Below are 14884 nucleotides of genomic sequence, written 5' to 3'. Positions count from 1 at the left end.
CTGGATTACTTGAACTGTTTTAGGAAACGAAGATCGTTCTCGAAGAACGCACGTAGGTCGTTCACGCCGTAACGAAGCATCGTTAGACGCTCAACACCCATACCGAATGCGAAACCAGAGTATTTTTCAGGATCGATGCCTACGCTACGTAGTACGTTCGGGTGAACCATACCGCAGCCTAGAACTTCTAACCATTTACCGTTTTTGCCTTTCACGTCTACTTCAGCTGAAGGCTCTGTGAATGGGAAGTAAGATGGACGGAAACGCACTTCCACTTCCTCTTCGAAGAAGTTACATAGGAAATCGTGCAGAATACCTTTCAATTGGGCAAAGTTTACGTTCTCATCAACCAGCATACCTTCCACTTGGTGGAACATTGGCGTGTGTGTTTGGTCGTAGTCGTTACGGTATACGCGGCCCGGTGCGATGAAACGGAATGGTGGTTTGCCATTTTCCATCGTACGGATCTGTACGCCAGACGTATGAGTACGAAGCATCAAGTCTGGATTAAAGAAGAAGGTATCATGATCAGTACGCGCTGGGTGATCAGCGGCAATGTTTAGCGCATCAAAGTTGTGGAATGCATCTTCGATTTCAGGACCCGCTTCAGTGTTAAAGCCGAGCTCACCAAAGAACTTTTCAATACGCTCTACCGTGCGAGTGACTGGGTGTAAACCACCGTTTTCAATACGACGACCTGGTAGTGTTACGTCGATAGTTTCAGCCGCTAGTTTCGCTTCTAGCTCAGCACGTTGTAGTGCATCTTTACGAGCTGCGATCGCTTGCTGAACAGCGCCTTTCGCTTTGTTGATCTCTTGACCAGCTTCACGGCGTTCTTCTGGTGGTAGTTTGCCTAGGCTTTGAAGTTGAGCAGTGAGCTCACCTTTTTTACCCAGATACTGAACACGCACTTCATCAAGTGCGACTAGCGATTCGGCAGCTTCAATTGCAGTGCTCGCGCTAGCAATGATCTCTTCTAGATGTTGCATCGTTTCCTCATCTACCTGCTGGTAGTATCCATAAGGGAGTGATTGGTTTTTTGATAGCTGTACATAGTAGCCAAACCGGACACCAATGCCAAATTGAATTACGAAAAGAAGAGGTTATTGAATAAAAAGAGCACAAAAACGTCAAAAATGTCATCTTTCGTTAAATTGCGCCCTTTTGTATTCGGGATTTGTTTTAGAAATAGTACTGAATGGAAAACTCGATAAAGTCATCATCTCGAGCGAAATAGAGCAAATCCGTCGGCGTTTCATTTTTGAACAACCAAGCATCGATTTGCCATTTAAGGTGATTAGATAGTCGGCTTGATGCTTCCAATTTGGCGTTGTATACGTCAGCGTTATCGAGATCCTGAGTGATTCCTGTTAGCACTTCCGTTCCATCCTCGTCATTGAACGCCAGACGAACTCCAGCAAATACATCATTTTGACCAATAGTTTGTGCGTTATTTCCACGACTGTCATAGAGGTACTCACCAATCAACCCTACATCCCATACGGTGTCAAATGCACCGACGACCGTATACTCAAAGCCGGTGACAAGCCCAACATGGTGATCGGCACTATCTCGATACACACTTTCAAGCTTCCATAACCAGTCCCCAACAATACCTTGTACATCGAGACCTACGTGACTCATCAGAGCGTAATAGGGCTTAAGCTCACCATCTTTAAAACGAAAGTAAGGATCTCGGTTTGTCCCATATAAATAACTCAGCCCGACGTCCCAGTCACCAAGCATTTTTGAGTAGCGAAGCGCCACATCCAGCTGCTTTTCTTCTCGGTTTGATTCGTACATAGCATCGTCTGACACTACCGGTTCGGTGCGTAACCTTCCGTCACTGCCCGCAAACGTGCGCTCCCTAAAATAAGGCAGTAACATGGCGTGGACGGTTCCCCACTCTTTGAAGGCAGTAAAATGGACCATTGGCTGACCGAGTTTGTCTTCGCCATCCACCGCTTCAATCGCATCCGTCTGGTTTACGACATCAACTAAATGTGCTGACTCTGTCACTCCCCAAAATACTTTGCTGATGCCAACTCGAAACTCATAATCCTCCCAATAGGTAAGATACAGAGCCTCCCTTATGTCGCCATGGCTTCGCTCATCATCGAGACTATCCAAACGGTAAAAAGGCGTGAAGGTAAAACTCGCATCACCATTTTGTATTTCCCAGTACCATTCTGGCTGCAACACCAGTGATGTCTGCGCTTTTCCCTGGCCTTGCAAACCTTGCTCAAAAAACTGACGATGCTCTACGTTCACTTGACCTGCTAGCTCAGCGGCCATTAGAGGCACCGGGCAGAGGGTGACTGCTGTAATCAGCAACCACCCAATGTTTGATCTCTTCATGTCTCCCCCACTACCTCACTCGCTTTAACACGTTTTTATGAAAATCATTATCAGTTAGCCCGGTCTTAAACGTCATTTCGGTTGTCGTTAGCTCGGTACTTTTTCCTGTTTGATGATTGATCATCGCCATGGTGTGAGCGCGCCAATATTGGTCGAGATAGTGTTGGTAATCCGAATACGTCAAGGTCTTCAGCAACGTGCCCTTTCGGTCATAATACTCCACCTTTAGAGGACGATAATAAGCCTTGTCTACCCATACAATTTGCTTTGTATAACCCGAGTTCTTATCCGTAGGAATTTGCTCTACAACAAACGCATCTTGACCGTTTATCGAGTCATCTTTGAGGTAATTAAAGTGATACTTTTCAATCTCAAATGAGCTGAGATCCTCATACGCAAACTCACTGCCCATAAACGGCCCTGATTTGTTGCGTGAAGAGATGCGCTTCACTCGTTTCAGTGCAGGAAGATAAAGCCATTGATCATCGGCTCCGACCGTATGCGAGTGATTTAAGAAAGCCGTTCCTTTAACGTCTCTTGGCTCATCAAATATGGTCAACCCTTTATCACCGTCATCGGCGACCTCAAGTGAATTCAATCGAATTAATCGTGTGCTGCTTTCGCCCTGAGCGTTTCGTAAAATCATCTCCATTGTTGCTACCGAATCTCCCCAGCCTTCATCTCGGGCTTTGCGCTCTTTTGCGATTTCTAAACCTTTGGTTTCATCCGCTAACGAGACATGACTGGCACATAATGAAACCATGATCGTCGATACCGTTACGACATGTTTTAATAAACTCATTGTTCACTCCTTTGCTTAGTGGTAATTGACTTTGATCCGCTATAACTGAGTCGCGGTGATATTTTGAGCGTCGTTTGATTTCAATTTGTGATGATTTGCCACATCGCCATAAGAGGCTTTATCAAACAACATCAACAAGGTTGGCAAGAACACAAAGTCTACGACCAGTGCGATGAATATAACGATAGCGCTGAGTTGCCCCATATCCGCGTTAAGACGAAAACTGGACATCGCAAGCACAGAAAAACCAGCGACAAGTACCACTGTGGTTATCCACAACGCTCGCCCAACAGTGTGAAATGCATAACGAACCGCCTGTTCTGCATTTTGGCCTTCCTTACGCGCCCTTTGGTATTTGGACAGAAAGTGAACCGCATCATCTACTACAATGCCAAGTGTGAGAGTAACAACCACCGACAGTCCCAAATTAATTTCACCGGAGAATAACGCCCATATGCCAAACCCTATGATCGCGGGAGCAACATTAGGTACAAGGCTGACAACACCAAGTTTCAGTGAGCGAAGCGCAAAAATTAGCAGTGCAGAAATCAACACCAGTGTAATTGGCAAAGTCGACAACATACTGGCCATGTTCGTTTCGCCAATATGCGCAAACATCAATGAAGGGCTAGACGCTACAACCTCATACTGCGGCGCGTTTGTCTCAAACCATTGATAGATTCGATTTTCCAAGGCGACAAGTTCGACACTACCTAAGTTTTCTACGGTAAGAACCATTTTGAGCGACGACTTGTCGACATTGATTTGATTGTTGAGATCCAACCCGTATGGCAATGACATTTCATACAGGAGTAAATATTGTGCGGCGAGCTCCCGATCTTGTGGCAACGAATAAAACGATTGATCGTCACCATGCATGTTTTTATTCAGACGTTTATAAACATCACTGAGTGTCGCCACGTGATCCGCTTCTGGCTGCTCTCTTAACCAATCTGAAAAGTCTCCTACGGTATTGAGAAATTCTGGCGCTGCGATTCCTTGTGACTCATTGGTTTTAATCGCAATACTGATATTTGTCATGCCACTGATTCGCTCTTCCATAAAATCAGCCGCTCGGCGAAATTCGTTACTGTTATCAAAGTACTCCACCGATTCATCATTCACGCTATTTAATGGAATCAAACTCGCGCTCACAGCAATGACGAGCACAGATAACGGCAACAACGTGCGTCTCTTTGACACCACAAAGTCACCTAAATGGTCCATAACGTGTTTACGTTTGTCTGCTTGGTAAGGTTTTACCTTAATTGGCAATAGGTTAAGTAATGCAGGAAGCAAAGTAATCGAAAGTAAGAACGCAATAATGACACCTAGCGCAGACAAATTGCCAAAGTCTCTTAGGATTGGAGAATCCGACATATTCATCATCAAAAATCCAATCGCGGTGGTCACAGAAGTAATCAAGATAGGCATGAAGTTAAGCGTAATGCTGCGTTGAATAGAACTGGCTTTACTCATACCGTTTTGCATCGATTGACGCATCGAGGCAATAACGTGCACACAGTCAGCGACTGCGAGTGTCATGATCAACGTAGGGACATTTACCGTTGCTGTGCTCAAGAACATGCCCGCCCAACCGGATAACCCCATTGTGACCATCACAGAGCCAACAATCACAATGAGTGTTGCGATAACGCTCAGAAATGAACGCAACATCAAGGTCAGAAACACCAAGATAACCAACAACATCGTTGGTACTAATACCGAGCTGTCATCTTGAGCGGCGGTCATAAAGGCATGATTCATTGCGATGATACCCGCTTTGTGAAATACCATATTGGGATACGCTTGCTGGTAACGTGCGACCATTTTGTCGATATAGGCCACCACCTCTTGCACTTCTGCAGTTTTATCAACTTCTGGAAGATTCACCGTGATATTCACCACTGCCACATCGCCATTTTCTGAAACGAGTCCGTTTTTCAATAACGGTTCACTGAGTGCGACTTGCTTGATTTTGTCTATTCTTTCCGGAGTCAGTGGGTAGTCTTGATAGAGTAAATCTTCTACAAGGAGATCATGATCCGATGCTTCTGTATGTTGATAGTTAGCCATAGAATCAACACGGGTCGAATACGGAACCTGCCATGCTTCATCCGTAATTTCTTGAATCAGAGTTAAAGTCGTTGGCGTAAAAACGGTGCCACTCTCAGGTGCAATCACTAATGCTAGGCTATCTGACTTTGCAAACGTTGTTTGGATTTCATCAAATGCTAGCAGTTGGGGGTTATTTTCATCGAAGAAGATATCGTAATCTCCGCGAAAATAGAGATTCTTCCCTCCAATGGTTGCAATGGTAATCAGTATAATCGTGGCCATAACGACCCAAACACTGTACTTGATTGGAACCTTACCCCATCCGGCTTCTTCACTCTTGTGGACGTTATGATCAGGCATCACACTCTCCTTTGTGACGTTTCGTCAAATTTAATAACTAAAAAAACAGCAATTGCTGCATGACATCGTTTTGTGTTGAGGATTTTAGCCCTCAGTACTCAATAAGCCTCGATATAGCCTCAAGACTGAATGATAGTTTTTGACGATTCGTCACTTAGTTGTATTAAAAAGCCAATCTAACCTCAGACTGGCTTATCCACTTAGCGATTCACTGATTCTAAATAAGCAAGCTCGTCACCGAACAACTCCTGCTCGACACGACGCCAAGTTTTCCGGTAATCCCATTCGGTTGATAATGGAGTCCAGCCCAAGCCATCGAGCAACATGTTCGCGTTATGCAATACCGAGAATGGGTCTTGAATGCGTTGAATGCACCGGCTATTTGATGCATTTTGCGCGAGCGCATTGGAACCAAAAGCAATAGACCAATTGGCGAAAACGATAGCATCAGCACCAATTGCGGGCGAAAACTTAAGGTCTCCACACTCTACAGCACTGTTGACCAACGCATCAGCGCCGTCTATCACCTGCTCTTCCAAGTTATTCAACTCATTCACGCGCTTAGGTGATGCTTTCTCCAGCACCCAAGGGGTCTTAGCTACAATAGCACAGGTAGAAAGCACCGGCTCCATACGAGCATAGATGCGGTAACCAACGTGCATAGCGATAATTTTCTCCCGGGTATTACCCTCAAAGTTAATAGCCCGCTGAAAAAACAATGCCTCACTTTTTAACGAATGAATACAAAGCGCTAAGATGACATCTTCTTTGCTACAAAAGTGATTGTAGATCGTCCCCTTCGAATAAGGGCTAGCCGCTGTCAGCTTATCCATCGTTAAGTTAGCAAAACCTTGCTCTTGAACCAGAGACTTTGCCAACTGAATCAGCTCTATCTCTCGATCCGCAATCGCCTGTTGCTTTTTCGTTAATCCGGAAGAAGTACACAACCCATCTTGCTTACTATCCTTCTCACTGAGAAAGTTAAACATAATCCTTTGATCCGTATACCAACACATTCTTGGTAATTGTAACACGATTATGCAATGCAGGAACGCCAGATGAAAAATGACGAACCGTCATAAATGACACATCGTCATAATAATACATAAATTACGTATTACAAGTATGAATCTGATCTAATACTTATCTAGGGTCTGTTGAGAAATGGGAACAAGTGTGAAGAGGTAAAGCGCCAGAACCCAACCAATGACGCTCCGGTAAACAGATTCCGAAAAATATTGGCTGAGTCCGAGGGACAGATTTGTCCTAAATGGACAAACTTGGTTTTTCTCCAGCGGAAGCTATCGCATAACGAATATCGTCGATAAAGCGCGCTTCGGTTTCGGTGATACCATCAGAAAACGTGACAGGTTGATGCGGACCTGCCAACAAGACAACATTGCTAAAATCTGACACATCAAAGTTTTCCGCCACCATGTTTTCAGAATGGAAATCAAGTACTGCTTTCGCCACTTGCTCTTCCAATTGCAGCAGTTGCTCTTCGGTTATCTTCATCCGAGCTAGCGCTACGCGAACGCATTTATCGTGTGAGGTCGCCTGCTTCTTAATGATTTCTGTGTATTTGTCGTTGAGCTTTGAGTTCTCTGCATAACTGTAGTAAAGCGGACCGTGAAGTGTAATGTTATTGTTTTCATCAACATAAACCAGATCAAGCAACTCTAAAGCATTAAGGTAATCAGACATACTCTGTTCACTTAGTTCATACTTTTTCTTAATAATTGAGTACCCGTCTTTGCCTCGTAGCATGCGCAGCTCGCGGTAAAAATCATAAAGGCGAGGAAATTGGAAGAAGACTTCATCTTGCGTTCGACTGAAGTAATCTTCGTCATCACCTTGAAGTTGGTCGGCTAATTTTTGTAACTCATCTAAAGTACAATCAACGGCGCGACAATACTCAAGTAACTTATCCACCCCTAAGTTACTACTCGTCAAATGCCTTTTGAGTGTCGATAGAGGCATCCCCATTCTCTCTGACAGTTCTCGATATGTGAGCCCTTTCGTTTTAATTGCTTGTCGTAGAGCCGCGAGCAAATATTCAGGAGTCAAATCTCGCATTCATTTTCCTTTTGATAATAACCAGTTTTTACAATTTAATTGTAATAATAATTATTCATCAATATATCAGTTTTCACATTTCCATGACATATTACTTCGCTCAATTTCATTGATATTATTAATAGGTTTATGGTCTACATCACTTATTAAAGACACAAATGCTTGGCACAAAATCACACTTTGCGTTAATCAAACATCATTAAAAGGCGTACTAAGAAAAATAACGTTAAGATACATGGATAATCCAATGCAATAAAAGACAGGTATTGTGAATAATAATTCACACATATACTCATTGGTCGAGTTGTTTATAGTTGGATTTAGAATGACGCAGAAAGCTTTTAAGAGACATTAACAAATGAGGCTTTCACTCAAGCCCCATCATACTTTTTGATACTTCACTTATACCATGCAGTCATCGCAAATAAACGACTAGTCTGCAAGCTTCACCGCAGTACCAAAAGCCAGGATTTCAGAGGAACCATCAACAATAGAGCTTGTTGTAAAACGAATCCCGACAATAGCATCAGCCCCCTTGTTCGTCGCTTCTTCTACCATGCGCTGGATTGCGATGTCCCTTGCCTCAGTCATCATTTCGGTATAGCCGCGGATCTCCCCACCAACAATGCTTTTTATTCCAGCCATTAAGTCACGACCAATATGTTTAGATTGAACCACGTTCCCTGTAACGACCCCTTTGATTTCAGCAATGTTTTTTCCGGGAATAGTGTCCGTTGTTGTATAAATCATTTGATTCTCCTAGCGCATTAAAACTTACCTGAATTAATCTAGCATTAAAATTAGGTCTAGATAAGACAATGATAGGGTTATTGCGACAAACAAGGTTATTGTGTGAGGGAGACGGTGAGGTGGGCTGACCAGAGATTAGAGACAAGCATAGACTGGAAAAAGTGACTTTGTAGGGTATAGAAAAATAAAAAAGGAGAGCGAATGCTCTCCTTTTCTTAAACCTAAACTGCTAATTAAAGAGCAGCTTTCGCTTTTTCAACTAGAACTGCAAATGCAGATTTGTCGAATACTGCGATGTCCGCTAGGATCTTACGGTCGATCTCGATAGATGCTTTCTTAAGACCGTTGATGAAACGGCTGTAAGATAGACCATTTTGACGAGATGCCGCATTGATACGTGCAATCCAAAGTTGACGGAATTGACGTTTCTTAGCGCGACGGTCACGGTAAGCGTATTGACCAGCTTTAGTGATTGCTTGGAAAGCTACGCGGTAAACACGTGAACGTGCTCCGTAGTAACCTTTAGCTTGTTTTAGAACTTTCTTATGACGTGCACGAGCTTGTACACCACGTTTTACGCGAGGCATTATGCTTCTCCTAAACTAAACGATTGATAACTAAAAAGAATTAAGCGTATGGCAACATACGAATTACTGCAGCCACTTCACATTTAGGAAGGATTGCATTAGGACGTAGTTGACGCTTGTTCTTAGTAGTACGCTTAGTCAGGATGTGACGTTTTGTAGCGTGCTTGTACTTAATACCACCAGCAGTTTTCTTGAAACGCTTAGCAGCACCTTTGTTGGTTTTCATCTTAGGCATGATGAATAACTCCGCATTGTAGTAGTTTAATAACAATGTAATTAGGGCGAACAAAACCTAGCCGTATATACCTTTATTATAAGGAACGCGGCTAGGCTTTAATTACTTGATGAGCCGTTAATTACTTCTTTTTAGGGGCTAGCACCATGATCATCTGACGACCTTCAATACGGCTAGGGAAAGATTCCACTACAGCAATTTCTGCAGTATCTTCTTTCAAGCGGTTTAGAACGTCGACACCGATGTCTTGGTGTGCCATCTCGCGGCCACGGAAGCGAATTGTTACCTTCACTTTGTTGCCGTCTTCAAGGAAACCAGTCAGGTTGCGTAGTTTTACCTGATAGTCTCCGATATCAGTCCCAGGACGGAATTTAACTTCCTTAATCTGGATCTGCTTTTGCTTCTTCTTCTGCTCTTTCGCAGCTTTGCTCTTCTCAAAGAGGAATTTACCGTAGTCCATCACACGACAAACTGGCGGCTCAGCGTTAGGACTAATCTCAACAAGATCCATACCTGCTTCTTCAGCAGCAGCAATCGCTTCTTGGATCGATACAACACCAACTGATTCACCATCAGCACCTGTTAGTCGAACTTCACGAACGCCACGAATTTCACCGTTTAAACGGTGTGGGTTTTGTTTTACCGGCTGTTGGCCGCGTCTTCCGCCTTTAATAGCTTATTCCTCCAGATTGAGCTTACGGCTTGAAATCTCGTCTTGGATGTATGCAATAAAGTCATCCACTTTAAATTTACCGAGATCTTTACCTTTGCGAGTACGAACTGCAATTTCGCCAGCTTCCATTTCTTGGTCACCGACAACAAGCATATATGGTACACGCTTCAAAGTGTGTTCGCGGATTTTAAAGCCAATCTTCTCATTTCTCAAGTCCGCTTTTGCTCTAATTCCACTTTTTTGCAGTTTTTGTACGATTTCATGAACATAATCTGACTGCTTATCAGTAATATTCATAAGAACTGCTTGTTCTGGCGCCAACCACGTTGGGAAGAAACCAGCATACTCTTCGATAAGAATACCGATAAAACGTTCTAGTGAACCTAGAATCGCACGGTGAATCATTACCGGAACAAGACGTTCATTGTTTTCACCTACATAAGTTGCACCTAGGCGACCTGGTAGATTGAAGTCTAATTGAACAGTACCACATTGCCATGCACGGTCTAGACAGTCATATAGCGTGAACTCAATCTTAGGACCGTAGAATGCACCCTCACCTTCTTGAATCTCATATGGAATTTCCATTGATTCAAGCGACAGTTTCAATGCTTCTTCAGATTGATCCCAGATTTCATCAGAACCTACACGTTTTTCTGGACGAGTAGACAGCTTCACTACGATATTGTCAAAACCGAAAGTTTGGTACGTATCATAAACCATCTTAATGCAGTTTGTTACTTCCTCTTGGATCTGACTCTCTGTACAGAAGATATGAGCGTCGTCCTGAGTAAAGCCACGTACACGCATAATACCGTGTAGTGCACCTGATGGTTCATTACGGTGACATGAGCCAAACTCAGCCATACGTAGCGGTAGATCACGGTATGATTTTAGACCTTGATTAAAGATCTGTACGTGACCAGGGCAGTTCATTGGTTTAATTGCGTATTCACGGTTCTCAGAAGAAGTCGTGAACATGGCATCTGCGTATTTGTCCCAGTGACCAGAGCGCTCCCAAAGTACACGATCCATCATAAGTGGACCTTTTACTTCTTGGTAACCATATTCGTCTAGCTTCGCTCGAATGAAAACCTCAAGATCACGGAAGATTGACCAACCATTGTGATGCCAGAACACCATACCCGGCGCTTCTTGCTGCATATGGAACAGGTCTAGTTGCTTACCGATTTTACGGTGGTCACGCTTCGCAGCTTCTTCAAGACGAGTTAGGTGAGCTTTCAATGCTTTCTTGTCGTGGAAGGCTGTACCATAGATACGCTGAAGCATTTTGTTGTCGCTGTTACCACGCCAGTATGCACCTGCAACATTCAATAGCGTGAAATGTTGACAAAAGCTCATATTAGGAACGTGAGGACCACGACACATGTCGATGTATTCTTCGTGGTGGTAAAGGCCTGGACGATCGTCACGAGAAACGTTTTCGTCTAGGATTTCCACTTTGTACGGTTCGCCACGTGATTCAAACGTATCACGTGCTTCCTGCCAGCTGACTTTCTTCTTAACGACTTCGTACTTGGTTTTCGCAAGCTCTTTCATACGCTTTTCAATCTTTTCAAGATCGTCTTGCGTTAGAGACTCGTCTAAGTCGATATCGTAGTAGAAACCGCTATCAATCGTTGGACCGATCGCCATTTTAGCGTGCGGATAAAGTTGTTTTAAGGCGTGACCAAGAAGGTGAGCACAAGAGTGACGAACGATTTCCAGACCGTCTACTTCATCTTTTGCTGTGATGATTTCTAGGCTTGCATCTTCTTCGATAGGGTCACACGCATCAACGCGATTACCATTAACACGGCCAGCGATGGTTGCTTTTGCAAGACCAGGACCGATCGATTGCGCAACTTCCATTGTAGATACTGGATTGTCAAATTGACGCTGACTACCGTCAGGAAGAGTAATTATAGGCATGCTATGTCCTTTACAGTGGTGTTGCATACCAAGCAACACATGTTATTCAAATTAAAAGATATTTTGGAGAGCGTTAACGGCCTCTCGGTAACACGAATACCGGACCATTATCGGAACACAGATTGTACATAGCTCACATTTAGAATGCAAAGAGCGATTTGACCTTGTAATCGAATATTCACCATGCACTGAACGATTACATGGTGGAAGGGTTAGAGCACTGACATTACACAAGTAAGCACAAGCTAACAATCACATACTCGCTAAGCTCATCAATCGTTCTCGGACACCTTGAAAGGGAATCACCATTTCTGCTGTTATTTAGATTGAACTGATTAATAAAGCTCTGAGTCCTGCATCTTGAGGTCACTTGAATATATATGCTAGCTTTTACTCATCTAATTCAGATAACTCTTGTAAAAGCAATTCTAGTTTACGCTCTTCTTCTTTAATTTTATTTTGGTATTTTTTTACCTTGGTCTCTTTCCCAATTTTTTTTGCTTCTTCTAAATCTACGTTATACCGAGCAATTTCATTTTGAACTTCTTTAATCTCATCGGATAACTCATCCTTGATGTTTATGTTGCTACAACTAGATTTTACCTCTGCTAAAGCGACTTTAAGCCCTTTAATCTTATTCTGATTATTAGACAATTCAGCTTCCTGTATTTTCTGTTCAATTTCGCAAGATTTTCTTTCACATCCAGAAAACTCCAAGCAATTCTCCGAAGAAAATACACTAAATGATAATATTGACAATATTACGCATGAGGATTTTAACATTATTTTAATGTCCATTGTTTTCATGTAGGTGTTTCCATATTATGGAAAAATTGTTACAAGTGTGGTTCAGTATCTCTATTTATCCAGACAACATTTTCTTTTGAAGTTGGAATTTCAAACCAAGACCAGAATAATTCTAACATTTCTGTTGTCATTTCATACGACTTGCCATTCAAGTCTGAATTTCGAGCGAACGCTCTCTGTTTGCAAGTTTCAAATGGGACATCAAGATAATGGACTTCGCTCTCAATCCCCACTTTCGAGGCCCAATCAATAAATGCGGCTCGGTCGGCTTCTCGCCAAAATCCAAAATCGAAAATAACCGGGACACCAAGTGAAAAGAGTTGAAGAGCAGATTCTTTGAATAACTCTTGTAGCGTAGCCAAACGACGATCGAAAACTTCGCGTTCCATATGTTCCCCATACAGAGGAATCATCCATTCATCTATCGAGAAGCGAAACGCCTTATACTTATCTGCAAGCACTTTAGAATAAGTAGTTTTACCCGAGCCAATAAACCCACAGACGAAATAGACTTTAGTCATAATGCCTCTTTTACTTTTAACTTCTGCTTGAGTAGTAAGTCACACTACCACAAAACATATTATAACACCGGAAACACAAAAACCGATTCAAACCAAATATGCAGTAAATAGAAAAGTCGATTTAAGCTAAAAAAGCCATACGTTGCAGCGCCCCTCTTGAGCCGTTCGCTATATAATTTTTACACCAATTTCTTTTGCTTGATTTTCAAAAACCTTAAATCCTGCTTGCTTACTAGATTTAGCCACAGAGATCCATTGCAATCCAGTTTCGTCTGAGTGCTGAAATTCAATTTGAAGCTCATATTTTTTGGCTGACACCCCCCCAGCAATCGCTCCCAACAACAGCGATAACGGAGCCGTCAATTGCCCGAAACCGTCTGGGCATATTACCCAAACAATACTTGAAACAATGAAACCAACCACAATAACCCTGAGAACATGGTCTTTTAAAGTGTTCGTTTTTACCCGCACGCCTTTGACTTTTGATAGTGGGTATTCATCATTTTTAAATCTCAGAGTGCCATCACTCAATAGAAAATCACTGCTGTTAATCATGTAATTTTCTCCTTTACACCAAGATTTGTAATAACTGACCTTGAGCGCTCATTTCCGGTTAAATGCATTACTTGTAACTTTGTTAATCCATAATGCTTTTGCCAAACAACTCCATGTATTCCGAGAAAAATCACCTAGGCTTGTTATGTGCCTGATTTCAAGTACACACCTTCCTGACGGAGTTGCGCTCGTAAATCTAACATTTGTATATTGGTGGCTATCACTGAAAACAGATTTCCAATGGCTATAGCAAACATTAAGCCTGCTGCATATCCATTCCATAGCCCGAGATTAACTTGGGAGAGTGTGTTGAATGCCATACAAAAGAAGATGATACTGGACATGAACATTCTCAACTCCCCACAACTAAATTTGTAGGAGTTGTCCGCATAGTCATACTTAATTTTGACCCTTGAGCTGAGACCACCAAGTTTTACATACATGGTACTTTCACTGCTTTCATAAGCAATATCATTGAGAGCTAGTATTTTTTCTATGCGTTCCAACATTACTATACATCCTTTAAAATTGATCACCTTGATACTATTACCAAGTGCAATCCATTTCATAATATATTTGAAGTTTCACAACCCAAGTCACGTATAAAGTAGGCTAATAACAACGATCTTGGAAAGCCATTGTTTAGCCTTGTTTTTGAATAGCGCCGGTCAGGGTTAATCGATAAATGTCTAGTGACCCTATGAAAAGCCATAGGCAGCGGAGAGACCGAAATGACAAAGCGAAGTAGATAACTTTGTTGTTCGAGAAGGGTTGGCTGCTAACGCAGCCAAAGGAACAGTATTGTCTATTGATAGGCAGAAGGCTCATATGTGTTATTCGACATTTCTTCGCTGTAGCTCGACCTTAAACTTGCTTTCTCTATGTAACCATATGCCCCAGTTAACGAAAAACATTAAACATGGAAAGATCGAGTATTGTACGACATTGGCTTTTACGTACATTAACACGCTTTCTGCATCTGATGACGGATAGTTAATCAAAATGTTAAACACTACAAAGGCAACTGCCATTACCGCAGTACTTTTTAAAGCCCAGACGAGAAAGCTCTGCTTCCTAACCTTGCTCCAGTACAAAAAATACTTATCATTCATACATATTTCCTAAGCTAAGCCAATCTTCCTAATATTCTGTATGTCGTTCACTTCACCA

The 14884-nt window shown here is 42.6% G+C and carries 16 protein-coding genes; all 16 read right to left on the bottom strand.

The window, feature by feature from the left end; translation table 11 throughout:
- Nucleotides 1-5: 5 nt before the first annotated feature.
- Nucleotides 6-989 carry a phenylalanine--tRNA ligase subunit alpha gene (pheS, locus tag ONE56_RS05965; RefSeq protein WP_140079825.1) on the bottom strand — a complete coding sequence of 328 codons (984 nt, stop codon included), beginning with the start codon at nucleotides 987-989 and terminating at the stop codon, nucleotides 6-8.
- Between the two features lie 193 nt (nucleotides 990-1182).
- Complete coding sequence (locus ONE56_RS05960; protein ID WP_423840402.1) at nucleotides 1183-2358, bottom strand: hypothetical protein; 1176 nt, start codon at nucleotides 2356-2358, stop codon at nucleotides 1183-1185.
- A 10-nt stretch (nucleotides 2359-2368) separates the two neighbouring features.
- Nucleotides 2369-3160, bottom strand: coding sequence for an outer membrane lipoprotein-sorting protein (locus ONE56_RS05955; RefSeq protein WP_041157103.1), 792 nt, complete (start codon nucleotides 3158-3160; stop codon nucleotides 2369-2371).
- Nucleotides 3161-3199: 39 nt separating this feature from the next.
- Nucleotides 3200-5578 (bottom strand): efflux RND transporter permease subunit, encoded by a 2379-nt coding sequence (locus ONE56_RS05950; RefSeq protein ID WP_423840401.1) that lies wholly within the window; start codon nucleotides 5576-5578, stop codon nucleotides 3200-3202.
- 200 nt (nucleotides 5579-5778) lie between these two features.
- Nucleotides 5779-6567, bottom strand: coding sequence for a TetR/AcrR family transcriptional regulator (locus ONE56_RS05945; protein WP_423840400.1), 789 nt, complete (start codon nucleotides 6565-6567; stop codon nucleotides 5779-5781).
- 277 nt (nucleotides 6568-6844) lie between these two features.
- Nucleotides 6845-7654 carry a helix-turn-helix domain-containing protein gene (locus ONE56_RS05940; RefSeq protein ID WP_423840399.1) on the bottom strand — a complete coding sequence of 270 codons (810 nt, stop codon included), beginning with the start codon at nucleotides 7652-7654 and terminating at the stop codon, nucleotides 6845-6847.
- A gap of 432 nt (nucleotides 7655-8086) precedes the next feature.
- Complete coding sequence (locus ONE56_RS05935; protein ID WP_041157107.1) at nucleotides 8087-8404, bottom strand: heavy metal-binding domain-containing protein; 318 nt, start codon at nucleotides 8402-8404, stop codon at nucleotides 8087-8089.
- Nucleotides 8405-8637: 233 nt separating this feature from the next.
- Complete coding sequence (rplT, locus tag ONE56_RS05930) at nucleotides 8638-8991, bottom strand: 50S ribosomal protein L20 (RefSeq protein ID WP_041157108.1); 354 nt, start codon at nucleotides 8989-8991, stop codon at nucleotides 8638-8640.
- 40 nt (nucleotides 8992-9031) lie between these two features.
- Entirely contained in the window at nucleotides 9032-9226 is a 195-nt protein-coding gene (rpmI, locus tag ONE56_RS05925) for a 50S ribosomal protein L35 (RefSeq protein WP_005377932.1), read from the bottom strand.
- 121 nt (nucleotides 9227-9347) lie between these two features.
- On the bottom strand, nucleotides 9348-9899 hold the full coding sequence (gene infC / locus ONE56_RS05920) for a translation initiation factor IF-3 (RefSeq protein WP_084735982.1): 552 nt from the start codon (nucleotides 9897-9899) through the stop codon (nucleotides 9348-9350).
- Between the two features lie 3 nt (nucleotides 9900-9902).
- Nucleotides 9903-11831, bottom strand: a complete 1929-nt coding sequence (thrS, locus tag ONE56_RS05915; protein WP_041157110.1) for a threonine--tRNA ligase — start codon at nucleotides 11829-11831, stop codon at nucleotides 9903-9905.
- 390 nt (nucleotides 11832-12221) lie between these two features.
- Nucleotides 12222-12638: a DUF1090 domain-containing protein gene (locus ONE56_RS05910; protein ID WP_245228442.1), complete on the bottom strand. Its 417-nt coding sequence runs from the start codon at nucleotides 12636-12638 to the stop codon at nucleotides 12222-12224.
- 29 nt (nucleotides 12639-12667) lie between these two features.
- Nucleotides 12668-13159 carry an AAA family ATPase gene (locus ONE56_RS05905; protein ID WP_423840398.1) on the bottom strand — a complete coding sequence of 164 codons (492 nt, stop codon included), beginning with the start codon at nucleotides 13157-13159 and terminating at the stop codon, nucleotides 12668-12670.
- 168 nt (nucleotides 13160-13327) lie between these two features.
- Nucleotides 13328-13714 carry a hypothetical protein gene (locus ONE56_RS05900; RefSeq protein ID WP_041157111.1) on the bottom strand — a complete coding sequence of 129 codons (387 nt, stop codon included), beginning with the start codon at nucleotides 13712-13714 and terminating at the stop codon, nucleotides 13328-13330.
- A 143-nt stretch (nucleotides 13715-13857) separates the two neighbouring features.
- Nucleotides 13858-14223 carry a hypothetical protein gene (locus ONE56_RS05895; protein WP_423840397.1) on the bottom strand — a complete coding sequence of 122 codons (366 nt, stop codon included), beginning with the start codon at nucleotides 14221-14223 and terminating at the stop codon, nucleotides 13858-13860.
- A gap of 324 nt (nucleotides 14224-14547) precedes the next feature.
- Nucleotides 14548-14826 (bottom strand): hypothetical protein, encoded by a 279-nt coding sequence (locus ONE56_RS05890; RefSeq protein WP_331438235.1) that lies wholly within the window; start codon nucleotides 14824-14826, stop codon nucleotides 14548-14550.
- Between the last annotated feature and the right edge of the window lie 58 nt (nucleotides 14827-14884).

The organism is Vibrio mytili (assembly GCF_049563345.1).
Classification (GTDB): Bacteria; Pseudomonadota; Gammaproteobacteria; order Enterobacterales; family Vibrionaceae; genus Vibrio; species Vibrio mytili.
This window is presented reverse-complemented; position numbering and strand designations above follow the sequence as displayed.

Bases quoted from the DNA above. Each gene is read 5' to 3' on its own strand.
- ONE56_RS05910 (WP_245228442.1), bottom strand. From the start codon at position 12,638: ATGAAAACAATGGACATTAAAATAATGTTAAAATCCTCATGCGTAATA.
- pheS (WP_140079825.1), bottom strand. From the start codon at position 989: ATGCAACATCTAGAAGAGATCATTGCTAGCGCGAGCACTGCAATTGAA.
- ONE56_RS05905 (WP_423840398.1), bottom strand. From the start codon at position 13,159: ATGACTAAAGTCTATTTCGTCTGTGGGTTTATTGGCTCGGGTAAAACT.
- ONE56_RS05960 (WP_423840402.1), bottom strand. From the start codon at position 2,358: ATGAAGAGATCAAACATTGGGTGGTTGCTGATTACAGCAGTCACCCTC.
- ONE56_RS05900 (WP_041157111.1), bottom strand. From the start codon at position 13,714: ATGATTAACAGCAGTGATTTTCTATTGAGTGATGGCACTCTGAGATTT.
- ONE56_RS05955 (WP_041157103.1), bottom strand. From the start codon at position 3,160: ATGAGTTTATTAAAACATGTCGTAACGGTATCGACGATCATGGTTTCA.
- ONE56_RS05950 (WP_423840401.1), bottom strand. From the start codon at position 5,578: ATGCCTGATCATAACGTCCACAAGAGTGAAGAAGCCGGATGGGGTAAG.
- ONE56_RS05935 (WP_041157107.1), bottom strand. From the start codon at position 8,404: ATGATTTATACAACAACGGACACTATTCCCGGAAAAAACATTGCTGAA.
- ONE56_RS05890 (WP_331438235.1), bottom strand. From the start codon at position 14,826: ATGAATGATAAGTATTTTTTGTACTGGAGCAAGGTTAGGAAGCAGAGC.
- rplT (WP_041157108.1), bottom strand. From the start codon at position 8,991: ATGCCTCGCGTAAAACGTGGTGTACAAGCTCGTGCACGTCATAAGAAA.
- ONE56_RS05945 (WP_423840400.1), bottom strand. From the start codon at position 6,567: ATGTTTAACTTTCTCAGTGAGAAGGATAGTAAGCAAGATGGGTTGTGT.
- ONE56_RS05940 (WP_423840399.1), bottom strand. From the start codon at position 7,654: ATGCGAGATTTGACTCCTGAATATTTGCTCGCGGCTCTACGACAAGCA.
- ONE56_RS05895 (WP_423840397.1), bottom strand. From the start codon at position 14,223: ATGTTGGAACGCATAGAAAAAATACTAGCTCTCAATGATATTGCTTAT.
- rpmI (WP_005377932.1), bottom strand. From the start codon at position 9,226: ATGCCTAAGATGAAAACCAACAAAGGTGCTGCTAAGCGTTTCAAGAAA.
- thrS (WP_041157110.1), bottom strand. From the start codon at position 11,831: ATGCCTATAATTACTCTTCCTGACGGTAGTCAGCGTCAATTTGACAAT.